Below are 23,294 nucleotides of genomic sequence, written 5' to 3' on the forward strand. Positions count from 1 at the left end.
GAGGCGAATTCTACAGCGTTACAACCGCGTGTCAAACTCTTTTTTCTCACCGCTGTCGATCACTGCTGACTCGACCTCCTTCCTCGCTGACTCTTCACTCCAAAACCTTGTAAACTATTGATCTACAAGGCTTTTTTGTTTCCGTCTGCGCCGGAAGTGGGGCGAATTATAGACAGATCACAGAGGGCGTCAACCGTTAATTTCAAAAACACCGAAATTGCCCGTTTCGTGATTACCTATATAGAAGGGAAAGCAAAGATTGCGCAATATATTGCCCACGCATCGATTGTTGCGCATCATGTCCGCTTACCAGCACCCGGATCACCCCCAGGATGTACAACCGAAATGTCTGAGAAACCCCACACTATAGCGGCCGCCCTTTTCCCTTTGGGGCTGCTGATGATCGCCATGATCTCCATTCAAAGCGGCGCGTCGCTGGCAAAGAGTCTTTTCCCCGTAGTGGGCGCGCAAGGCACCACGACCTTGAGGCTGGTATTTGCGAGCCTTATCCTTATCGCCATCCTGCGCCCGTGGCGAGCGAATCTGACCGCAAAATCGCTACGCACTGTGGTGATCTATGGCATTGCGCTGGGCAGCATGAACCTCCTCTTCTATATGTCGTTGCAGACTGTACCTCTGGGAATCGCGGTCGCGCTGGAGTTCACCGGCCCACTGGCTGTAGCTCTGCTGTCTTCGCGCAAGCCCATCGATTTTTTATGGGTTTCTCTGGCAGTCATCGGCTTATTACTATTGATCCCCCTCGGGACCTCGAACGAAGCGATTGATCTGATCGGCGCTGCTTATGCTCTCGGGGCCGGGGTGTGCTGGGCCGCTTATATAGTGTTCGGGCATAAGGCAGGTGCAGACAACGGCGTACAGACCGCCGCGCTTGGCGTGATGGTTGCCGCACTCTTCATCGGACCTGTCGGCGTGATACACGCAGGCTCTGCATTACTGGACATATCACTGATACCGGCAGCACTGGGTGTCGCCATTCTGTCGACCGCCCTGCCCTACAGCCTGGAAATGATCGCCCTGACGCGAATGTCGGCGCGCACATTCGGCACGCTGGCAAGTCTGGAACCTGTCTTCGCAGCGCTATCAGGTCTGGTGTTTCTTCACGAGAGCCTTTCACTGACCCAATGGCTGGCAATTGGCGCAATCATCTTCGCATCCATCGGCGCCACCCTTGGTTCTGCAAACACAAAACCTCAATTGGTCCCTGCCGACTGAACTGACCACGCAGTCACAAGGTCAAGAAGCGATATGGCACTAGCATTTGTTGAGCGCATGCGCCATGTTTACGCCTGACCTACTCATGTTCGAGAGTTCTGCGTCACAGTTTTACCGACTCATGATCCAGTCAACCGGATGGATCGCGATCAGCAATGGCCCGCTAAGGAAAGGAATGAAATACATTTTTATCGTATTGGCCATGTTGGCTGTGGCAGGTTGTGCAGCTACATCCAAGCCCGTCAAGCAAAGCAAGCGCGGCATTCACATCAACTGCTCCGGCCTGACGTCTTCCTGGGCCAAATGCTATGAGCTTGCGACCAACGCCTGTGCGTCAAGGACGTTCAAGGTCATCGCAAAATCGGGCGATGCCACAGAAGAGCCGGAAGACTATCCGTTCGGCCTCAACCCCGCTGGTTATACCAGCCGCAGCATGATCATTGTCTGTAGAAAAAGCACACCACTGACGGATCCGTTACCGCAGGACTGAGCCTGCGGCAACTTGCTTCGATCCATCCAAGATCAGACAGCGACCGTGCGTGCCTGCAACCACAACAGCGCTGTACCCTGCAGTAGAGGGCTTAACCTCGCGAGAACCTGAGCGTGGTAATCGTTCAGCCAGGTGCGCTCTTCCTCGTTCAACATTGAGACCTCGATGCAACGTGTATCGATCGGGCACAGTGTCAGGGTTTCAAAGCGCAGGAACTCGCCAAACTCGGTAGTGCCCGCTTCCTGGTTAATCACCAGGTTTTCGATACGCACACCCCAGCGCCCGGGCCGATAAGTACCCGGCTCAATGGACGTGATCATGCCCGGCAGCATGGCCGTCTGCGGCGTTGCAGGTGCCTGATAGGCAATGACTTGTGGCCCCTCGTGGACGTTCAGAAAATACCCGACACCATGCCCGGTGCCATGACCGTAGTTGACGCCTTCACTCCAGATTGGCGCCCGGGCAATGGCATCCAGCAACGGCGACAGAATGCCCTTGGGAAAATGAGTGCGCGATAACGCGATAACGCCTTTGAGAACCCGAGTACAGTCGTGCTTCTGCTCGGCACTCGGCGTGCCGATCGCAACCATGCGCGTGATATCGGTGGTGCCGCCAAGGTATTGACCGCCCGAGTCGATCAACAGCAAGCCATCACCTTCGATCTGCGCATGCTCCGCTTCAGTCGCACGGTAATGCGGCATCGCACCGTTGGCATTGAAACCTGCAATAGTTGCAAAGCTGGGTGAAACATATCCCGGACGTCGCTCCCGTGCCTGAGTAAGCTTTTCATCAATCGTCACTTCGCTGATGGGCTCACGTCCCAGCGCGCTGTCCAGCCAGGCGAAGAACTCACAGAGTGCCGCACCATCCTGCTCCATTGCCTGACGGATATGACCGGCATCGGTCTCGGTTTTTTGCGACTTCAGCAGCGTACTCGGATTAAGCCCTTCGACCAGCGTGACTTCACTGTCCAGGTAATCGAGCAAGCCGCAGGTAACACGCGCCGGATCAACCAGCAGTCGTGCGTCTTTCGGCAGCTCGCGCAAGGCTGCGCCAATCTGCGTGTACTCCATGAGATTGATACCGTCGCGCTCCAGACGCGAACGCACCGAGTCCGGCACTTTCCGTGAGTCCACGAACAGCGTGACGCTATGCGGGCCGATCAGGGCGAAGGCGATGAAAACCGGATTATAGGAAACGTCAGCGCCACGCAGATTGAACAGCCAGGCTATGTCATCCAGTGTTGCGATGAAGTGCCAGTCAGCGTTTCGCTCGGCAACGATCTGGCGAACACGAGCCAGTTTTTCAGCACGGTCCAGAGATGCCTGAGGGGGCAAGTGTTCGTAGATTGGGTGAGACGGCAAGGCAGGACGATCCTGCCAAAGCTCGGTGAGCAGATCGATATCCGTACGCAGGCGGGCGCCGCGCGCGTAAAGCCTGCTTGCAAGGGTGCGCGAAGAGGCAACGGCCAGGACCGCCCCGTCAACGGCAACCACACTTTCGGCTTTGGCTTCGTCTGCCAGCCATTCAAGCGGACCCTGCTGGCCCGGCAACAGTTTTACCAGCTCGATACCGCTACTTGCCAGTTCCTTGGTTGCCTGCTCCCAATAGCGACTGTCAGCCCATATGCCTGCAAAGTCCTGGGTAATGATCAGTGTACCGACCGAGCCGTGAAAACCCGACAGCCACTGGCGCCCCTGCCAATAGCCGGGCAGGTATTCGGAGAGGTGCGGATCCGCTGACGGCACCAGATAGGCATCGATGCGCTCCCTGCTCATCAAGGCGCGGGTTTGCGCCAAACGTTCTGCCACTTCTGAACTGGCATTGGATTGCGTGCTCATTGACTCTCCTGCTGACCCGGAAATTGACTGCTTTCACCGGTTCAGATAATGGAGCACTCATCGATACTGAGCAACCGCCCAAAACGCTGGCTGAATCAGACAGGCATGAATCGAATCGGCCGCACGCTCGATATCCTGATCACGCGTGAAGCGGCCCAGGCTCAGACGTATGGTCTGGCCGGCAGCCTGCGGACTCAGTCCCAGAGCCAGCAGGACGTGTGAAGGCAAGTTTTTTGCCGAGTTACAGGCCGAGGTGGAAGAGAAGGCAAGTCTGTCGCCCAGCGCTGCTATGTCGAGATCGTTGTGGGTAAACGTAAAACTGAGGGTGTGGGCAATCCGCTGGGTGGGACTGCCGTTGATACACACCCCCGGAATATCGGCCAGTCGCTCACAAAGAAGGCGATTGAGCCGCTGTATTTCAATAACCTCTTCTTCAAGCACTTCGGCCGCCAGGGCAAAGGCCGCGCCCATCCCGGTAATCTGATGCGTCGCCAGGGTACCGGAGCGCAGCCCACATTCGTGCCCGCCCCCGTGAATCTGGGCGAGAACCCGTTGCTGAGCGCGTGGGCCGACATACAGCGCGCCAATCCCTTTGGGCCCATAGATTTTGTGTGCAGAAAGCGACATCAGGTCTACTTCAAGCTGGCTCAAGTCAATCGGCAACTTGCCAGCGCCCTGCGCAGCGTCGACATGCAACAATGCGCCGTGAGCCCGTACCCGCCTGCCGATTTCCGCGATGTCGTTGACCGTACCCAGTTCGTTGTTGACCAGCATCAGCGAGACCAGAAACGTATCATCGCGCAAAGCAGCACTGACCGCGTCGGCGCTGATCAGGCCATCGCTGTCCGGTGCCAGCCAGGTAACCTCGACGCCCTCTTCCTCAAGTTGCCGGGCAGTATCAAGGGTTGCCTTGTGTTCGATCTGACTGGTGATGAAATGGCCGGACCTGCCTCCGGCGAATGCTGCCTGCCTCTTCGCGCGCTCTTGAGCCACGCCCTTGAGTGCCAGATTGCTGGATTCGGTGGCACCGGAGGTCCAGATGATCTGCGAAGCCTGAGCACCTACCAGATGGGCGACCTGCTCACGGGCAATCTCTACCGCAACGCGGGCCTTTTGTCCGAATGAATGAGCGCTGGATGCAGGGTTGCCAAAATTGCCTGCCACACCCAGACAATCAACCATGACCCTGATAACACGCTCGTCCACAGGTGTAGTGGCGGCGTAATCAAAATACAGCGCTGGCTCTTTCATGTTCGTTCTCCTGCTTGCAGTCTGTGAACACGATCATGCACCAAACCAGATAGAACCAAAAATTATCAATTAATATTTATATATAACAATTAGAAATATAAGCAGGCCGATATTGTAAAATCCGATGACTTATTGTCGTCTTGCAGAGCGCGTTCAGCGTGTCATTTAAATACACATGGAGGATGATATTTTTTTGACACCCTTATAAATCATATAGTTATAAAATCTGATCGACCATTTATCAAAAATATAACAGAAAGCTGACGAAACAATTTGACAGATACCCTGCCGCCACCGATATATAGGACCGTCAGGCGCATTCCGTTGTCACGCACATGCCGCAGAGCATAGCGTCGGGATAATCAAGCCGAAGTCGACCGCTGTTCCGTCCCACGCTGTCAGTTATTTCCGCGGTGCTCATCAGGCGCCGGCGGATGTCTGTTGACTCCCCATTCTATTTTTAAAGTGCTGAACACGTTCGGTGTGGCGGTAGCGTTGCCGGAAGCAATGCAGCGTCTGCACAAAAAAAGATGTCCGGTCACCCACTCGGCAACACCCCGATTCAGAGAAACATGGAGGCTTCGATGATTAATGTGACCAAGACGTATCTGGGTGATATCGACCAGTTCAAACGCTACGTCGAAGGTATCTACGCCCGTGGCTGGCTGACCAATCACGGCCCGCTGGCCAAGGAACTGACAGACCGGCTCAAGGACTATCTGGGCGTCAAACACATTATTCTGACCAACAATGGCACCCTGGCCCTGCAGGTTGCCTATCGGGCTCTGGGCTTGAGCGGCAGCGCTGTTACAACGCCATTCAGTTTCGTCGCCACCAGCAGCTCGCTGCAATGGGAAGGTCTTCGCCCGGTCTTTGCCGATATTGATCCGGACACCTGGAATATCTCGCCGCAGCACATCAAACGCAGCATCGCCGAAGACACCACAGCAATCGTGGGCACCCACGTGTTTGGCAATCCTTGCGACGTAGAAGCCATTCAGCAAATTGCTCGTGAACATAAGCTCAAGGTGATCTATGACGGCGCACATGCATTTGCCGTGCGCCATGCAGGCCAGTCGGTGCTAAACCATGGCGATATCAGCACCCTGAGCTTTCACGCTACCAAACTGTTTCACACGATCGAAGGCGGCGCGATCATCACCAACGACGACGAACTGGCCAGAAGCGCCCACCTGATGTGCAACTTTGGCATATCGGGAGTAGACCGAATCGACGGCATCGGCATCAATGCCAAGCTCAATGAATTCTCCGCAGCCATGGGGCTGTGCATTCTCGACAACATCGGCAACATCCTTGAAGAGCGCGCGCAAATCGCTCACCGCTATACATCAGCACTGGAAAGTTACCTGGATCTGCAACAACCCCAGGCCGACAGCGAACTCAATAACAGCTATTACCCGGTGGCGCTGCATAACGAGCAACAGCTGTTGACGGTGCGCACGGCACTCAACCTGCGCAAGATCAACCCACGCCGGTACTTTTACCCCTCACTGGACACCCTTGAATACCTGCAGCCACAGCCCGGCCAGCCTGTGTCCAGAGCATTGAGCGAACGAGTGCTGTGCCTGCCGATCTATCCCGGCCTGCTGAGAAGCGAGCAGGACCTGGTCATCCGCACGCTGATCGAAACCTGTGGTGTGACTGATACGGACTACCCGGCTTGCTCCGCTGCCGGGGTCTGCTGACTATCATGCCTGGCACAACCCCGGTCATTCGCAACCGCCCGATCATTCGCAGCCGTTCGATCATTCGCAACACCGTCCTGAACTACAGCGGACAGGCCTATGTAATGCTGGTCGGGATTCTGATCATGCCGTTTTATCTCGGCCATCTGGGTGCCGAGGTCTACGGCCTGATCGGTTTCTTCACCCTGCTGCAAGCCTGGCTGCAACTGCTGGACGCAGGGTTATCCCCAAGCCTGGTGCGCGCGGTGGCACATCAGCAAGGCACTCCCGTGAGCGAACAAAGCCTGGGCCGTCTGCTGCGCTCATTCGAACTGATATTTCTGCCCATCGCGATGCTCTGCGGGCTGCTTATCCATGTCGCCAGCACCTGGATCGCAGCACAGTGGTTGAACGCCAATACGCTGCAACCCGACACACTGGCGCAGTGCATCACCCTGATGGGCATCGTCATCGCCTTGCGCCTGTATTCGACACTCTATAAAAGCGCCATTCAGGGCCTTGAGCAGCACGCCTGGCTGAACGTTGCGAATGTGTCGATTGCAACGCTGCGCTACTTCGGCGGCTTGCTGCTGGTCAGTCAGTTTTCCCGGGACCCACAGGACTTTTTTATATTTCAGCTTGTAGTCGGGCTGCTCGAAGCCCTGCTATTTGCCAGCAAAGCCCGCAGCCAGATGCCTGCGCCACACTGGCTGACCGGCCTGGACTGGCAACTGGTCAAGCCGCTGATGCCCTTCGCCGCCAGCCTGTCGTTGAGCGCAGTGCTGTGGATTGTGCTGACTCAGGTGGACAAGGTGCTGCTGTCGAATCTGCTGCCGCTGGATCAGTACGGCTACTTTTCACTGGTTGCGTTGATCGCCACTGGCATCGTGATGCTGAGCAACCCGCTGGTTCAGACGCTCTTGCCGCGCCTGACCGTGTTGATGGCCGAAGGTAGACGCGACGACATGCACACGTTGTTTCTGGCAGCCAATCGCCTTGCCTGTACCTTTCTGTTCCCGCTGGCAGCGGTCATTGCCCTGTATGCCGAACCGCTGATTATCGCCTGGACGGGTGATGACGCCGCCGCGCGCTGGAGTGGGCCGGCGCTGGGCTGGTACGCGCTGGGCAGCGCAATCATGGCCGCCAGTGCTTTTCAGTTCTACCTGCAATACGCCTACGGCCGAATGCGCTTGCACCTGTGGTACAGCGTGATTTCGACACTGATCAGCGTGCCTGTAATGTTTGTGGCTATCCATTATCAAGGCGTTTACGGCGCAGCGCTGGCGTGGTTTTTTCTGCGTGCGACGTCCTTCGCCATATGGCCCGTCATCGTCCATCGGCACCTGGCACCGGGCCTTCATCGCCAATGGTTGAGCGACATTCTGCGGATCAGTGCGATGACCGCTGCGGGCCTGGCGATCAGCGCGCCTGTGTTCCATCTGATTGCCGATGAAAGCCGTGGCAGCCTGCTGCTGGCGCTCGCCGCCAGTGGTCTTGTCACTCTGACACTGGTAGCGGCAAGCCATAGACCGCTGGCGTCGAAAATCTATGTTTTGTTCAGCAAACCGAGTACCTGAGCCATGGACGACACTGCAAAAAATACCGACGAGGCCTGCATGGCACCGCCGTTGCTGAGCATCATATGCCCCGCCTACAACCAGGAGGCCTTCATTGCTCAGGCACTGGACGGGTTTCTGTCACAGCAGACCGATTTCAGGTTCGAAATCCTGATCAACGACGATGCATCCACGGACGGCACTGCACGCATCATTGCGCACTACGCCGAGCGGCATCCGACGATCATTCGGCCCTTCTATCAGCAGGTCAATCAGTACAGTCAGGGCGCGCCTTGCGTTCCGGGCCTGTTCGCTGAAGCTCGCGGCCGTTATATCGCCTACTGCGAAGCCGACGATTACTGGACTGATCCGCGAAAGCTGCAGTTGCAAGTGGACTTTCTCGAGAACCATGCCGATTACGTCATCACCTATCACGATGCGTTCGCCTTCGACGAACACGGCCAGTACGGCGTGCAGCTGCAAGGCCTGTTACGCAGCGACGCTACGGCGCTGGAGCTGCAAAAGGCCAGACGCCTGTCGACCCTGACCGTCTGCTTTCGCAATGTATTCAGCACAATGCCGCCCGAATTGAGCATGTGCGGAGCACCGTTGAACGATATGTGCTGGTGGTCGTTGCTGGGGGCTTACGGCAAAGGCAAGTTCATGGCGCAGATCAAGCCGGCTGCCTATCGGCTGCACCCCGGCGGCGTGTTTTCCATGCGCAGCGACAAACGCAAATTGCATATGAACCTGCAGACCTGTTCAAGCCTGGCCAACTATTACAATCGTCTGGGCAATCAGCCCCTGTACGAACACTTCCTGATGCAGACGGTGTGCCTCTCGCTGGCCGCGCTCGCCCCCCGCCACAAACTGCAGACGTTGTGGAAAGTGGCCGGCAATGTTGTCGTCAACCTGAGCAGACGCCTGTTCCAGACCAGTGGCAAAGCACATGTTCAGTAACGTACTGGTGTTGTGCGTCGGCAACATCTGCCGCAGCCCGATGGCCGTCGCGATACTGCATCAACGCTTGGAGGCCACACAGGTGCGCGTTCAGTCGGCAGGCATCGCCGCGCTGTCAGGTTCGTCCATCGACCCGGCGGCTCGGCAGGTTCTGCAAACGCACCGGGTACAGCCTCAGCGCCATGCAGCTCGGCAGATGAGCCGTGAGCTGCTACGCCAGGCTGACCTGATTCTGCTGATGGAGCAGGCACATTTTGCCGACGTCCTCAAACTTGCACCCGAAGTACGCGGCAAAGCCTTTCTGATCGGTAAATGGCAACACCCGCTCGACATCGCCGACCCTTACCGACGTCCCGCATCAGCCTTTGAACAGACCTACGCGCAGCTCTCACGCTGCATTGACGACTGGCTTCCTCATTTTCAGTCAGGAGCAACAGGATAAATGACCGCCATGAACCGTCCTTCGCTGGATTTCCACCAGGACTCCCGGATTGATCTGGCAGCGGTCCTGCGCATGCTGTTCGATCACAAAGCGCTGATCCTGTGGACCGTCAGCCTGTTTTTTCTGATCGGCCTGGGCTACGCCATTCTGGCCACGCCGGTGTATCAGGCCACCGCCATGATTCAGATAGAGCCCCGAAAAATCGGCATCGAGGGCACCCCGGAGGTCAGCGCCAAGCCATTGTCAGTGTCACAGGCGACCACCGAGATCGAGCTGATCAAGTCGCGCGCATTGTTGGGCAAGGTCGTCGACGATCTGAAGCTCAATACGCTGCAGACACCTGATTTCTTTCCGGTGATCGGCCCCTATCTATATCGCACCTTCAAGCCGGTGCGCGACGGTGAATTGGCTCAGCCTTTATTCGGCCTGACGCAATACGCGTGGGGTGGCGAGAAAATCGAGGTATTTCAACTGGAAGTGCCGGAGCACCTGCTGGGCGAAAAACTCACCCTAACCGCGGGCAAGCCTGGCCAGTTCTCGCTCTACGATAACGAACACAATCTGTTGCTTGGTGGCATCCTCAACCGTGTTGTCGAAGGCAACGGGGTAAAGATTCAGGTCGCCACGCTACGCGCGCGTCCCGGTACCGACTTCAGCGTCTCCAGACAGCGCACGCTCAGCACCGCGCTGGTTTATCAGAACCGTCTGAAGATCGCCGAGGCCGGCCGGGACTCGGGCATCATCTACCTGTCCATCGAGGACCAGGACGCACAGCGGGCCAACCGGATTCTCGACGAGGTCAGCCATCTTTATGTACGCCAGAACGTAGAGCGCAGTTCGGCCGAGGCCGCGCAGCGGCTGCAGTTTCTACGCTCGCAGTTGCCTGCCGTGCGCAAACAGCTGGAGGACGCGGAGACTGCGCTGAACACCTTCCAGACCAGCGCCAGGTCGGTGGACCTGAGCATCGAAACCAAAGGCGTGCTTGATCAGGTGGTCAGCCTCGACTCGATGCTTTCCGAACTGAAACTCAGGCGCGTAGAGCTGGAACGGTTGTACACCCGTGAGCACCCGACCTATCGCAGCCTGATGAGCCAGATGAACCAGCTGGAACAACAGAAACAAGGCCTGTTGAAGAAGATCGACGCGCTGCCCATGACCCAGCAGGAGTTGCTGCGTCTGACCCGCGACATGCAGGTCATCAGCCAGACCTACACATTGATGCTCAACAAGAGTCAGGAGCAGGACATTCTGCGTGCTGGCAGCATTGGTAATGTGCGGGTCATCGACAACGCCGACACCAACGTCGAAAGACCCGTCAAACCCATGAAGACGCTGATTGTGCTGATCGCTACGCTGATCGGTGCACTGGTCGCAATGATCATCGTATTCGTGCGCCAGGCATTCTATCGAGGCATCGAGAGCGCCGAAGTCATCGAAAGTCTGGGCATGCCGGTCTACGCATCATTGCCTCACTCGCGGCAGCAGGAACGCCTGGAAAAGCGCGATCAGGACAGCAAGGACTCAAGACTGCTAAGCATTGCCGCACCTGGCGAGCTGGCCATCGAATCGCTGCGCAGCCTGCGTACCAGCTTGCACTTCGCCATGCTGGAGGCGCGTAACAACGTACTGATGATATCGAGCCCGACACCAGGCGCCGGCAAATCGTTTGTATCGAGCAATCTGGCAACCATCATTGCCCAGACCGGCAGGCGCGTCCTGTTGATCGATGCCGATATGCGCAAAGGCTACCTGCATCGGCTCTTTGGCCTGCAGCCCAAACACGGTCTGTCCGACACGCTGGCCGCCCGCTTGAGGTGCACCGAAGTCATCCATCAGACGCGGGTCCGGCATCTGGATTTCATCTCCTGTGGTTTCGCCGCGCCCAACCCCTCGGAACTGCTGATGCATGACAACTTCAACAGGATGCTGGCCGAATTGTCGCCGTTATATGACCTGATTCTGATCGACACGCCACCAATCCTTGCCGTGACCGACGCGACACTGGTGGGTCGCCAGGCAGGCACCTGCCTGCTGGTTGCCCGTTTCGGCATGACCACCGTCCAGGAAATCGAGGCCTGCAAACGCAGGCTGGGCCAGAACGGAATTCTGATCAAGGGTGCCATTTTCAACGCGGTGGTGCGCAAGGCCACGACGTCCGATTACGACTACGCAGCCTATGGCTACAACTACCACCCTGCGCCCCGATAACCCGTAGTGACGCCTGCCGTTCACTGCGCTGTTTCATTTAAAAGGAATTAATCATGGCCCTCTCCGCCCAGGACGCTCGCTGGTATCTGATCCAGACCAAACCGCGTCAGGAAGCCCGCGCCGAAGAGCATTTGCGACGCCAGCATTTCCAGTGCTACCGACCGTTGCAGGTCGATGCGAAAAAAACCGCTGCCAGGGTTCAGGCCGACGAGCCTTTGTTTCCCGGCTACCTGTTCATTCAGATGGATCAGGTACAGGACAACTGGTACCCGATTCGCTCCACCCGTGGCGTCTCGCGCATCGTGACGTTCGGCGGACACCCGGTGCCGGTTCGCGATCATCTGATCGAGCAGATCCGCCAGCGGCTCTCCGCACCTGCGCCCAAAGCACGATTTATTCAGGGTGATCCGGTAATGATCACGACGGGCAGCTGGAGTGATGTGGAAGCCATCTTTCTGAGCGAAGACGGCACCGAGCGTGCGGTGATTCTGCTCAACATGCTGCAACGCCAGCAAAAAGTGGTATTGCCCATCAGCAGCCTTTCAAGGCTCGAAGCCCGCGCGTAAGGCCTGCCGCTCCTGCAGAAAAGTGCCCAAGGCGTTTGCCTGAAAACATGCGTCGTCAGTCTGCTTCCACTGCCCCCGGAACCCCACCATGCCCCACCAGACCACCCTGGTGACGCTCACCTATGGTGACCGTTTCAGCTATCTGCACACATTGATCAGCCGCTCGCTGGAAAGCCCGCTGATTGGTCGTGTGATCATTGTCAGCAACGCTTCCGTCGCACCATTACAGGCGCTGTGCGATAAGTGGCCCGAGCGGGTTCAGGTGATCTGGCTGCCTGACAACACCGGCTCGGCCAACGGCTATTCGACCGGCATCAAGGCCGCGCTGGAGAACGGCGACGAGTACATCTGGCTGATGGACGACGATAACGCGCCGACCGCTCATGCCATTGAGGTGTTGCACCGGTCTCTACAAGAACGGGAAACGATCGACGGCCGGGACAATTGCGCAGTGCTCGGCTTTCGCCCCACGCATCAAGCGGACATCGCTTCGGGTGTACCGCTGCGTTACGCCATTCAGCGGCGCTCGAGCTTCTTCGGCTTTCACATCGCCCAGTTGCCATACAAGATCTGGCGACGCCTGCCTTGGGGAAAGCCGGGGGCCAGCGTGGCCATGCCGGAACGGGTACAGCTTCCTTTCGCTACCTACGGGGGGTTGCTGGCCCATCGCAGCCTGTACAAGAAAATCGGCCTGCCACTGGACGCACTCAAGCTGTACAGCGATGACACCGAATACACCTGGCGCATTACCGACGGTGGCGGGAAGGTATTTCTGGTACCCGAAGCGTTGCTGGAGGATCTCGAGGACTCATGGAACATCAAGGCGCGCACCCGCAACGTCTATGAAAGCTACCTGTCGGGCGGATCGGACCTCCGCGCCTATTACGCCGCGCGTAACCAGGCGTGGTTCGACCGGCATATCTGGGCGTCCTCCCCCCTGCTCTACCGACTCAATCGCCAGGTGTTTCTCTGCCTGTTGAGCCTGTATGCCTGGCGCTATGACGCCGACGCGCGTCTGAACCTGATCAACGACGCCATTCACGATGGGGAAGCCAGCAGGCTGGGCCTGAACAAGGCCTACCCGTTATGAAGATACTGTTTATCAGCAGCCTTTATGCGCCCGATATCGGCGGCGGCGCAGAGATCATTCTGCAACGTACTGTCGAGGGCTTGCAGCAACGTGGACACAGCGTCGCCGTGCTGGCCACCACCGATCGGCCCGGCCTGCAGCTGGCAGAGGTCAATCGGGTCAAGGTCTATCGCGCCGGCCTGCTCAACCGGTACTGGCACTTCATCGCCCAGCGTCCGGGCCGTCTGGCGCGGCTTGCCTGGCACTGGCGCGATCGCTACAACGCCGGCATGCGCGAGTACGTGAGGCGAGTGGTGGAACTGGAGCAGCCGGAGCTGGTGGTGTGCCATAACCTGACCGGCTGGTCGGTGTCGGCGTGGGACGAAATAACCGGGGCCAATCGCCCGATCGTGCAGGTCCTGCATGACTTTTACTTGCTCTGCCCGGCCAGCACCATGTTCAAGAAGGGTCATAGCTGTCAGCGCCAATGCACGATGTGCTCGCAGTTGCGCAGCAATCATGCACAGCTGTCAGAACAGGTCGACACGGTCGTTGGTGTCAGCCGCTTCATGCTCGACACCTTGCAGGCGCAGGGCTATTTCAAAGGCGCGCGGGGTTACGTGGTGCATAACGCCAGCCCGTTCACCCCGCCGATTTCCGGGCAGCCCAGAGCCCCCATCGATGACGCCCCGTTGCGCTTCGGTTACCTGGGCACGCTGTCCACAACCAAGGGGCTGGGATGGTTGATTGATCAGTTTCAGCACCTGCCGTTCAAAGCCACCCTGCAGATTGCCGGGCGTGGACAGGCGGCCGATGAAAAGCATTTCAGGGCCATGGCCACATCACCGGACATCAGCTTTGTCGGCGCCCAGAGGCCCGAAGACTTCTACCGCCAGATCGACGTGGCAATCGTCCCCTCCCTGTGGAATGAGCCGTTCGGCATGGTGGCCGTCGAGGCCTGCGCACACGCCCTGCCCGTCATCGCCAGCCGCATGGGCGGGTTGACGGAAATCATCCAGGAACCTCTAAACGGTCTGCTGTGCAACCCCGATGACCCGGACTCATTGGGGTTGGCAATGCTCAAGCTGCACCAGCAACCGGAACTGCTGGCACGCCTCGGCAGCCAGGCACGCAACAGCGTCGCGTCGTTGATGAACCTGGACCTGATGCTGGACCAGTACGAAAGCATCTTTGCCCAGACCCTGCAGGACCGCCGCATATATGTCACACAGTGACGGGGCGCAATCTGCCCCATCAAGCCCGTTCAAGGACAGAACCTGGCACCAGCCAGATCACCCTCATCAGCAGGATGCTCGAGATGATTGTCATCAATTCACGGTTCCTCACGCAGAATGTCAGCGGTGTACAACGTTACGCAGAGCAAATGTGCAGAGCCCTGAAGCGGCTGCGCGACGATCTGGTATTCGTCGCTCCGCGCACTATCAGGCTGCATGACTGTGCCAGCGCACTGGAGGCCCAATGCATCGGTCATTCCACCGGGCATATGTGGGAACAGATCGACCTGCCGCTTCACCTGAAACGTCAAGGCAGCCCGCTGCTGATTTCGGTCAGCAACACAGGGCCAATGTTCTATGGCAATCAGATAGCCACTCACCACGACATCACCTATGTACGCTATCCGCAAAGCTACACCCGGCTGTTCCGCCTGGCCTATCGGACCATCACCCCGATTCTGCTGTCACGCGCCAGAACGCTGATCACCGGCAGCAGCTTCTCGCGAAGGGAAATAACCTCGTTCTATGGCTACGCCGAGGACAAGGTGCTGGTCGTGCCCGCTGCGGTCAGTGACGAATTCACCCCGGGGCCGACACCTGTCGATCAGCCGAGATACCTGCTTGCAGTTTCCTCACCCGCCGCACACAAGAATTTCAACCGGATGATTCAGGCATTTCTGAGTTTGCGTAGCCACACCGACCTGCAACTGCATATTGTCGGCGCTGCCAGCGTACTGTTCGCCGACCCTGACCTGCAACACCTCGCCTGCCGTGACCCGCGCATCCGCTTTCTGGGGCGACTTAACGATGCCGAGCTGATCAGCCAGTATCAGGGTGCCACAGCGTTCGTATTTCCTTCGCTTTACGAGGGGTTCGGCATTCCGCCGCTTGAAGCCCAGGCCTGCGGTTGCCCGGTGCTGGCCGCCAATGCCGCTTCGATTCCCGAAGTCCTGCAAGGCAGCGCATTGTATTTCGACCCGCTGGACGTCAGCCACATGGCCGCAGCAATGCAGCGCGTGCTGGTGGATGCGCCGTTGCGCAATGCGCTGCGTGCTCAGGGGTTGCATAACGTGCAGCGTTTTTCCTGGGACCTTTCCGCGCAACGCCTTTCCCAGCGTATCGATGCGCTGCTGGAGTCTGCTCCTGCGTCGCAGAGCAAGCGCCATGTCGTACCCGAGTCGTCCGCCGGCAAACCCTGAACCCACAACAGTAACGCCAGCATGCCCCCTGTCGCATCCGCAGTAGCGCGGGCCATTACAGCAAGGAACGCCCATGAGAATTGCTATCGTCCACGACTGGCTGGTGAGTTACGCCGGTGCCGAGCGTGTGCTTGCTTCAATGATCAACGTCTGGCCCGATGCGGACCTGTTTGCAGTCATCGACTTTCTCAGCGATCAGGACCGCGCGCAGCTGCGCGGCAAGGTAGCCAGAACCACGTTCATCCAGAAGCTGCCCGGCGCACGCAAACATTATTCACGCTACCTGCCGCTGATGCCGCTGGCCATCGAGCAACTGGACCTCTCCGGCTATGACCTGATCATCAGCAGCAGTCACGCAGTCGCCAAGGGCGTGCTTTGCGGCCCGGACCAACTGCATATCAGCTACGTGCACTCGCCGATTCGCTACGCCTGGGACTTGCAGCACCAGTACCTGCAGGAATCAGGACTGGGCAAGGGAGTCAAGGGCAGCCTGGCGCGCCTGGTCCTGCATTACATGCGCCTTTGGGACCAACGCACGTCGACCGGTGTGGACGCATTCATTGCCAATTCGGGCTTTATCGGTGCACGCATCTCCAAGGCGTATCGACGTGACTCGACCGTCATCTATCCGCCGGTGGACACCCTCGGTTTCACCCCCCACGGCGCGCGCGCGGACTTCTATCTGTGTGCCTCGCGGATGGTGCCTTACAAGCGCATGCCAATGATCGTCGAAGCCTTTGTCGCCATGCCGGACAAACGCCTGATCATGATCGGTGACGGACCGGACCTGGCCAAGGCGCAGGCCATTGCCAGGCAGGCGCCCAATGTAACGCTGCTGGGTTTCCAGCCTGGCGCGGTATTGCTGGAATATATGCGCGGCGCCAAAGCGTTTGTCTTCGCCGCCGAAGAGGATTTCGGCATCAGCCCGGTTGAAGCCCAAGCCTGCGGCACGCCGGTAATCGCGTTCGGCAAGGGCGGCATCATGGAGACCGTGCACGGCCTGGATCACCCGCAACCGACCGGCGTGCTCTACCGGCAGCAAACCGTGGCAGCGCTGAGCGCCGCCATCGGCGAGTTTGAAGCTGCGCAATCACGCATCTCGCCGCAGGCCTGCCGGGCCAACGCCGAACGGTTTTCGGTGGCGCGTTTCGAGCAGGAGATCAAAGCCTTCGTCGAGAACCGTCTGGCCACCTCGCATCTTGTGCATCTGGCTCGCCTGCCCCACCCGCACCGCGTCGCTCAACCAGCGCCGGTCCCGGGCAGCGAACTGCCAGGCCGTGTCGTCCCCATAAAAACCGTCTGAGCGAGCCCCTCCAATGCGCACTTCCGTCCGCGGCATTCTGCATGCCCATCAGTCAGCGCTGTCGCTCGCCCATCGTCTGCTGGACCTGATCATCATCGTATTGATCGGTTACTGGCAAACCGGGCTGCAGGTCAGCGACAGCACCGAGGCCTGGTCGCACATTATCCTCGCGGTACTGGTATTTCATTGGGTCAGCGAATATCACCAGCTATATGGTTCATGGCGTGGCGAGCGCATCCTGCGCGAACTGACCAAGGTCTTCAGTTACTGGGCGATGACCTTCATTACCCTGCTGTCACTGAACAGCCTGCTGCTCAACCAGACGCAATTGCCCGATAACGGCCAGATGAGCTGGTTCGCCCTGACGCTTGCGGTGCTGTGCGGCTATCGACTGCTGATCCGCCTGGCCCTGCACACGCTGCGTCGGCACGGCTTCAATACGCGCCGGGTGGCAATTGTCGGGACCGGCCAGGTCGGTGAGCGACTGGCGCGTTCCATCTCCCTTGCGCCGTGGATGGGGCTGAACCTGCTGGGGTTCTACGACTCGCACCCGCAGCAGATGAATCTGCTGGCCGAAAAACGCCGTCTGCCAGTGCTGGGTGATCTGGACCAGTTGATCGAAGATGCCCGCGCAGGCCGGATAGACAAGGTGTACATCACCCTCGCGTTCAGCGCCGAGCCGCAATTGCGCGAGCTGATTACCGGCTTGAGCGACACCACCGCCTCGGTGTACCTGATTCCCGACGTGTTCATGTTCGACCTGCTGCATGCCCGCAGTGAAAGCATCAATGGCCTGGCCAGCATCAGCATTTTCGATTCGCCCATGGACGGTGCCTGGAGCCTGGTCAAGCGCGCCGAAGACATCGTCCTCTCCAGTCTGATTCTGCTGCTGATCGCTCTGCCGTTGCTGGCCATCGCGGCGGCCATCAAGCTCACCTCTGCGGGCCCGGTGCTGTTTCGCCAGCGCCGCTATGGGCTGGACGGCCGTTCCATCATGGTCTGGAAATTTCGCAGCATGAGCGTCCAGGAAAACGCCGATGTGGTGCTTCAGGCAACGCGCAATGACGCGCGGGTAACGCCGCTGGGGGCATTTTTGCGGCGCACTTCGCTGGATGAACTGCCGCAGTTTTTCAATGTCCTGCACGGCGATATGTCCATCGTCGGCCCGCGCCCTCACGCTATTGCCCATAACGAGCAGTACCGCAAACAGGTCAGCGGCTACATGTTGCGCCACAAGGTCAAACCCGGCATCACCGGCTGGGCGCAGATCAATGGCTGGCGCGGTGAAACCGACACACTCGACAAGATGCGCATGCGCGTGGAATTCGACCTGGAATACATCGAGCACTGGTCGATCTGGCTGGACCTCAAAATCATTCTGCTGACGCTGTTCAAAGGCTTCGTCAACAAGAACGCCTTCTGACGTTTCCGCTGAGTGAACGAACGCGCCGAAAGAAAGGAGCAATGCCATGAAAGGAAAAACCCAATGAATCCAAGGTTAGTTGCTTTACTGCTCACCAGCCTGGCGCTGCAAGGCTGCGCATTCGCCCCGGGGCAGCACATGACCCCGGACGACGTTACCGCCGTTAAACCAGACGAACCCCGGGCGCAACTGGTCGAGGTCACACCGAAAAGTCTTCAGCAACAGCAACAACGCGCCAGCGCAGACGCCAAGGCACTGCCGCAGGCGCTGCTTGACTACAAGACTCCGGAATACGTGATCGGCGCTGGCGATACTTTGCTGGTCACCGTGTTCGAACACCCGGAACTGACCGCGCCAGGCTCGCAGGACCAGCTGGATGCCAACACCCGGGAAGTACTGAACGATGGCACGCTCTACTTCCCCTACGTCGGACGAATTCGCGCGAGCGGCAGAACGGTGAGCGAAGTGCGCGAGCAGTTGCGCATGGGGCTGGCGCCGCAATACACCGAGGTCAAGGTCGACGTCAAAGTGCTGCGCTACAACAGTCAGCGAATACTCCTGTCCGGCTCCTTCAAAGTGCCCGGCCCGCAACCCATTACCAACATTCCGTTGAGCCTGGTGCAGGCCGTGAGCGTCGCGGGCGTCGACCTGACCGATGCCAATCTGGCCGGTCTGACCCTGCGCCGCGATGGCCGCGATTACCTGATCGACATCGATTCGCTGAACCGCAGAGACTCGCAACTGAGCAGAATCTTCCTGAAGGATGGCGATTACCTCCATTTGAACAGCAATTCGCGAAACAAGATCTACGTGCTGGGCGAAGTACGTAACCCGCAAGTGATCTCCTTCGGCACCACCCGCCTGACATTGCTGGAGGCACTGGGCAACTCCGGCGGCCTCAGCCCGGACAGCGCAGATGGCGATGCGGTGTATGTGATACGCGGTGCGGAAAACTTTGCCGAAGCGACCTCCACCGTTTACCACCTCAATGCCAGGAAGCCCACCGCCTACCTGCTGGCGGGGCAGTTCGAGCTCAAGGCGCAGGACGTGGTATTTGTCGGCCCGGCCGATATCACCCGCTGGAGCCGATTCATCAGCCAGTTGCTCGGTTCGGCCAGTGTGGTGCAGACCGGCGCAGCGTTCCGCAACTGACTCTGACGTCGCTTTGAAAATCTTCCTGCAAGCAGTTTTGCGGGAATTTTTTTGGCCCGCCGAACAACGCGAAACTGTTGCCTGAGCAACAGTGGTTCAACAGTTGGCTGGCTTTTCGTCAGCATGGCAACGCCGCACCATCGGTATGAAAAGCGCGCAAACCCAATGTCTGCGAGCCATCGCCGGACCTTGCGAAGGCTGGCACACAAGCTGCTTTACAGACACACGCTTATCGCAAGGAAATTCCATATGCTCGTTGTTTCACTTTCCGGCAGCCCTTCGCCCAAATCCCGTTCCGGCGTAGTGCTGGCCCATGCCAGCCGCTGGTTGCAAAGCCACGGGGTGGAAGTCACCACGCTGCGCATACGCGACTTCAATGCCGAGGACCTGCTTTTTGCCCGTTTCGACAGCCCGCAAGTGCTGGAATTTATCGAAGCGGTCAGGCAAGCCGATGGCCTGCTGATTGGTACGCCGGTTTACAAGGCGTCATTTTCAGGCGCACTGAAAACCCTGCTCGACTTGCTGCCCGAGCGCGCACTGCATGGCAAAGTAGTCCTGCCTCTGGCCACCGGCGGCAGTATCGCGCACATGCTGGCCGTGGATTACGCGCTCAAACCGGTACTGTCAGCGCTCAAATCGCAGGAAGTGCTACACGGCATCTTCGCCATCGATACCCAGATCAGCTACGACGACAACGAAGAAGGCGGCACCCTGGACGAAATCCTCACCGAGCGCCTGCATGAGGGGCTGGAGCACTTCCATCAAGGCCTGCAACGTCGCTTGCAGGCACGTCACAAGCAGGCCGGCGGCCATTTGCAGCTGGCTTTATAGCCCGGCATCAATGCTCGACAAACAGCGGATACAACGAGGCCACCAATAGCACCGCCATCACGCCGTTGAAGATGCGCAACCCGAGCGGGTCACGCAGAACATTGCGCAACAGGCTGCCAAAGCCTGCCCAGATACCGACACTGGGCAGGTTGATCAGCGCAAACACCGCCGAGATCACCACCACATTGTAGAAATAGCCCTGCATCGGCGTGTAGGTGCTAATGGCACCTATCGCCATGATCCAGGCCTTGGGGTTAACCCATTGAAACAGCGCGGCACTCATGAAGCTCAGCGGCTGGCCCTGACTGTCGACGTTATCGGAGGCAGGACCTGACGTGGCGATTTTCCACGCCAGGTACAACAGATAAGCGGCGCCGACATAGCGCAGGATGGTGTAGAGAAGCGGCCATGCCTTGAACACACTGCCCAGCCCGAAACCGACGGCCAGCACCAGGACAAAAAAACCGATGCTGATACCCAGCATGTGCGGCAACGTACGGCTGAAACCGAAATTGACGCCCGAGGCCAGCAGCATCATGTTGTTCGGGCCGGGGGTAATAGAGGTGACGAACGCGAAGAGTGTGAAGGCAAGAAGCAAATCGAAAGAGAGCACCATACAGCCTGTCCAGATCAGTGAGTCAGGCATTTACCCTATAGAAGGCGCTGCAAGAAACACACGGACAGTTGACCGGTAATTATTACCGTACAGTTTGATGAAAAACTCTTTTAAAGCGGACTGTGAACCTTGTGGCTGCTGGCCAGTCACATTCAGGTCAACGCTTGCTTCGCCTTTATCATCGAATTCGCGCGCCTGCTGTGCCTGCGGATCAGCCATCAATTGCGCCTTGCGTGCCTGGTATTCATCAAACGACAGGCCGCGCCGGTTAAGGTCTTCAAGCGCCAGTTGATGGCTTTCTTCGGCGCTGAAGGGACGCTGCTCGACAGCATGGTGGGTGGAGCAGCCGGAGAGCAGTGCAACGGTGAATGTGAGGACAAGCGCAAGGGCAAGCATACGGTTCATCTGGGGCCTCCGGGGCAGGCTTCGTTTCAGGAATGACGCAAGGTTACGCCCGCCCCCGACGCAGCAAAAATCATCCGCCGTGATAGTCGCTATCGACTGTTGCGAGCATCCTCGATCAATACCTCGCGCAACGCCTGAGCCGCAGCGGAAAGCTTGTGATCGGCCAGCATCATCATGCCGATACGACGCTCGATGCGCGGTCCTACCAGCGCGATGCAGCAAGCACCCAGTTCCTGCATCTGCCCGATGCACAGCGACGGCACCGCGCTGACACCCAGGCCATTGGCAACCATGCGCCCGATGGTGGACAGCTGATGGCTTTCAAACGCCACCGCCAGTTTGCCGTGCATCGGCTCGATGGCCTGCTCCAGTAGCAAACGCACAGCCGAAGGCCTTTGCAGGGCAATGAAGTCTTCGCCCAACAGCTCGGCCCAGGACACTTCGCCAAGCCCGGCCAGCGGCGAATCCTTCGAGACCACGGCCACGAAGCGATCCATATAAAACGGAGTGAACAACAAAGCGCTGTTCGACTCGGGCTCAAAGCCGATGCCCAGCTCGACACGGCGGTGACGCACCATCTCCAGCACCTGCTCATTGATCACGTCATGCACCGCGACATTGACCCGTGGGTAGCGCCCGCGAAACACCTTCAGCGCTGCCGGCAATCGATTGCCGGCAAATGAAGGCATGGCGGCGACCGAAACCCGGCCCGTCTGCAAGGTAAACCGCTGTCGCAGCAGCTCTTCGGTGTTGTCCCAGTCAGCCAGCAACTGGCGCGCCAGCGGCAACAGGGTTTCGCCCTCGGGTGTCAGGCCGACGTTACGTGTAGTGCGTGTCAGCAATTGCCCGCCAAGGTCCTCCTCAAGGCTCTTGACGGTCAGGCTCAACGCCGGTTGCGAGATGTTCAGTCGTTCCCCGGCCTGGGCGAAGCTCAGGTACTGCGCAACCGCCAGAAAAGCCCGAAGCTGCTTGACGTTCATATATTTGTTTTTCTTATCAATTGATCAGAAAAACAAAATTAACAAATCAGTCGCTGCGAGAGAAGATGCAAGTCACCCGATCCTCCGACAGTGCGACTGTCGGTCAACAACTATAAAAGGCGGATCAACATGGCTGGACTCGATAAACGAGTAACGACCTACGAAGAAGCCCTTGCCGGCCTGACCGATGACATGACGGTACTCTGCGGTGGCTTCGGTCTGTGCGGCATTCCGGAAAACCTCATCGCGCAGATCAAGCGTATGGGCATCAAGGGCCTCACCGTCGTTTCCAACAACTGTGGCGTTGACGGCTTCGGCCTGGGCATCCTGCTTGAAGACCGGCAGATCCGGAAAATGATTTCGTCCTACGTGGGCGAAAACGCCTTGTTCGAAAAGCAGTTGCTCAGCGGCGAGCTGGAAGTCGAACTCACCCCGCAAGGCACTCTGGCGGAAAAACTGCGCGCAGGCGGCGCAGGCATCCCTGCGTTCTACACCGCGACCGGTTATGGCACGCCAGTGGCTGAAGGCAAGGAAACCCGGCAGTTCAATGGCCGCAACGTGATTCTGGAAGAAGCCATCACCGGCGACTTCGCCTTGGTCAAGGGTTGGAAAGCCGACCACTTCGGCAACGTTATATATCGTCATACCGCGCAGAATTTCAACCCGGTAGTGGCCACCGCAGGGCGGATCACGGTGGTCGAGGTCGAGGAAATCGTCGAGCCCGGCGTACTCTTGCCCACTCAGATCCACACGCCTGGCATTTACGTCGACCGGGTGATTCAGGGCACCTTCGAAAAGCGCATTGAACAGCGCACCGTCAGAAAATCCTGACAGAGCAGCTCGGCCATA

General features: G+C 58.4%; 20 protein-coding genes and 1 pseudogene. 16 read left to right on the forward strand and 5 right to left on the reverse strand.

Annotated elements, in window-relative coordinates:
* Nucleotides 1-345 precede the first annotated feature (345 nt).
* Entirely contained in the window at nt 346-1,233 is an 888-nt protein-coding gene (gene rhtA, locus RYB09_RS20865; RefSeq protein ID WP_316890105.1) for a threonine/homoserine exporter RhtA, read from the forward strand.
* Nucleotides 1,234-1,408: 175 nt separating this feature from the next.
* Nucleotides 1,409-1,723 carry a hypothetical protein gene (locus tag RYB09_RS20870; protein ID WP_002554031.1) on the forward strand — a complete coding sequence of 105 codons (315 nt, stop codon included), beginning with the start codon at nt 1,409-1,411 and terminating at the stop codon, nt 1,721-1,723.
* Between the two features lie 32 nt (nt 1,724-1,755).
* On the opposite strand, the gene RYB09_RS20875 is transcribed toward RYB09_RS20870, so the two are convergent.
* Complete coding sequence (locus RYB09_RS20875) at nt 1,756-3,564, reverse strand: aminopeptidase P family protein (RefSeq protein WP_316890041.1); 1,809 nt, start codon at nt 3,562-3,564, stop codon at nt 1,756-1,758.
* A gap of 57 nt (nt 3,565-3,621) precedes the next feature.
* On the reverse strand, nt 3,622-4,815 hold the full coding sequence (locus RYB09_RS20880) for an aminotransferase class V-fold PLP-dependent enzyme (protein ID WP_316890043.1): 1,194 nt from the start codon (nt 4,813-4,815) through the stop codon (nt 3,622-3,624).
* 584 nt (nt 4,816-5,399) lie between these two features.
* Here RYB09_RS20880 and RYB09_RS20885 point away from each other — a divergent pair.
* The 13 genes from RYB09_RS20885 (at nt 5,400) to ssuE (ending at nt 20,444) form a co-directional block, all read left to right on the forward strand.
* Nucleotides 5,400-6,521: a DegT/DnrJ/EryC1/StrS family aminotransferase gene (locus RYB09_RS20885; RefSeq protein ID WP_316890046.1), complete on the forward strand. Its 1,122-nt coding sequence runs from the start codon at nt 5,400-5,402 to the stop codon at nt 6,519-6,521.
* Nucleotides 6,522-6,526: 5 nt separating this feature from the next.
* The gene (locus RYB09_RS20890) at nt 6,527-8,077 is read left to right on the forward strand and encodes a lipopolysaccharide biosynthesis protein (protein ID WP_316890048.1); all 1,551 of its coding nucleotides are present in this window, start codon (nt 6,527-6,529) and stop codon (nt 8,075-8,077) included.
* 3 nt (nt 8,078-8,080) lie between these two features.
* The gene (locus RYB09_RS20895) at nt 8,081-9,016 is read left to right on the forward strand and encodes a glycosyltransferase family 2 protein (protein WP_058409022.1); all 936 of its coding nucleotides are present in this window, start codon (nt 8,081-8,083) and stop codon (nt 9,014-9,016) included.
* Nucleotides 9,006-9,458 carry a low molecular weight protein-tyrosine-phosphatase gene (locus RYB09_RS20900; protein WP_058409023.1) on the forward strand — a complete coding sequence of 151 codons (453 nt, stop codon included), beginning with the start codon at nt 9,006-9,008 and terminating at the stop codon, nt 9,456-9,458. Before RYB09_RS20895 ends, RYB09_RS20900 begins: the two co-directional genes overlap by 11 nt.
* Entirely contained in the window at nt 9,459-11,666 is a 2,208-nt protein-coding gene (locus RYB09_RS20905; RefSeq protein ID WP_316890050.1) for a polysaccharide biosynthesis tyrosine autokinase, read from the forward strand.
* A gap of 53 nt (nt 11,667-11,719) precedes the next feature.
* Nucleotides 11,720-12,232, forward strand: coding sequence for a transcription/translation regulatory transformer protein RfaH (rfaH, locus tag RYB09_RS20910; protein WP_058401904.1), 513 nt, complete (start codon nt 11,720-11,722; stop codon nt 12,230-12,232).
* Nucleotides 12,233-12,320: 88 nt separating this feature from the next.
* Nucleotides 12,321-13,322, forward strand: a complete 1,002-nt coding sequence (locus RYB09_RS20915; protein ID WP_122281067.1) for a glycosyltransferase — start codon at nt 12,321-12,323, stop codon at nt 13,320-13,322.
* Nucleotides 13,319-14,536 carry a glycosyltransferase family 4 protein gene (locus RYB09_RS20920; protein WP_122281068.1) on the forward strand — a complete coding sequence of 406 codons (1,218 nt, stop codon included), beginning with the start codon at nt 13,319-13,321 and terminating at the stop codon, nt 14,534-14,536. Before RYB09_RS20915 ends, RYB09_RS20920 begins: the two co-directional genes overlap by 4 nt.
* Nucleotides 14,537-14,619: 83 nt before the next feature.
* The gene (locus tag RYB09_RS20925) at nt 14,620-15,735 is read left to right on the forward strand and encodes a glycosyltransferase family 1 protein (protein ID WP_316890052.1); all 1,116 of its coding nucleotides are present in this window, start codon (nt 14,620-14,622) and stop codon (nt 15,733-15,735) included.
* A gap of 73 nt (nt 15,736-15,808) precedes the next feature.
* Nucleotides 15,809-17,038 (forward strand): glycosyltransferase family 4 protein, encoded by a 1,230-nt coding sequence (locus RYB09_RS20930; RefSeq protein WP_122281070.1) that lies wholly within the window; start codon nt 15,809-15,811, stop codon nt 17,036-17,038.
* Nucleotides 17,039-17,051: 13 nt separating this feature from the next.
* Complete coding sequence (locus tag RYB09_RS20935) at nt 17,052-18,461, forward strand: undecaprenyl-phosphate glucose phosphotransferase (protein ID WP_316890054.1); 1,410 nt, start codon at nt 17,052-17,054, stop codon at nt 18,459-18,461.
* Nucleotides 18,462-18,524: 63 nt separating this feature from the next.
* Nucleotides 18,525-19,613 (forward strand): polysaccharide biosynthesis/export family protein, encoded by a 1,089-nt coding sequence (locus RYB09_RS20940; RefSeq protein WP_316890056.1) that lies wholly within the window; start codon nt 18,525-18,527, stop codon nt 19,611-19,613.
* Between the two features lie 249 nt (nt 19,614-19,862).
* On the forward strand, nt 19,863-20,444 hold the full coding sequence (gene ssuE, locus RYB09_RS20945) for an NADPH-dependent FMN reductase (protein ID WP_058409028.1): 582 nt from the start codon (nt 19,863-19,865) through the stop codon (nt 20,442-20,444).
* Nucleotides 20,445-20,451: 7 nt separating this feature from the next.
* On the opposite strand, the gene RYB09_RS20950 is transcribed toward ssuE, so the two are convergent.
* From RYB09_RS20950 to RYB09_RS20960, 3 genes and pseudogenes are all read right to left on the reverse strand, one after another.
* Nucleotides 20,452-21,060, reverse strand: a complete 609-nt coding sequence (locus RYB09_RS20950) for a LysE family translocator (protein ID WP_316890058.1) — start codon at nt 21,058-21,060, stop codon at nt 20,452-20,454.
* 126 nt (nt 21,061-21,186) lie between these two features.
* A pseudogene (locus tag RYB09_RS20955) lies at nt 21,187-21,465 on the reverse strand (hypothetical protein); the annotation flags it as partial.
* A gap of 89 nt (nt 21,466-21,554) precedes the next feature.
* On the reverse strand, nt 21,555-22,445 hold the full coding sequence (locus RYB09_RS20960) for a LysR family transcriptional regulator (RefSeq protein ID WP_316890060.1): 891 nt from the start codon (nt 22,443-22,445) through the stop codon (nt 21,555-21,557).
* Between the two features lie 129 nt (nt 22,446-22,574).
* Here RYB09_RS20960 and RYB09_RS20965 point away from each other — a divergent pair, with 129 nt between their 5' ends.
* Nucleotides 22,575-23,276, forward strand: a complete 702-nt coding sequence (locus RYB09_RS20965) for a CoA transferase subunit A (RefSeq protein WP_044324153.1) — start codon at nt 22,575-22,577, stop codon at nt 23,274-23,276.
* Nucleotides 23,277-23,294: the final 18 nt, after the last annotated feature.

Origin of the sequence: Pseudomonas syringae group sp. J254-4 (assembly GCF_032586855.1) — a bacterium.
Lineage (GTDB): Bacteria > Pseudomonadota > Gammaproteobacteria > Pseudomonadales > Pseudomonadaceae > Aquipseudomonas > Aquipseudomonas amygdali.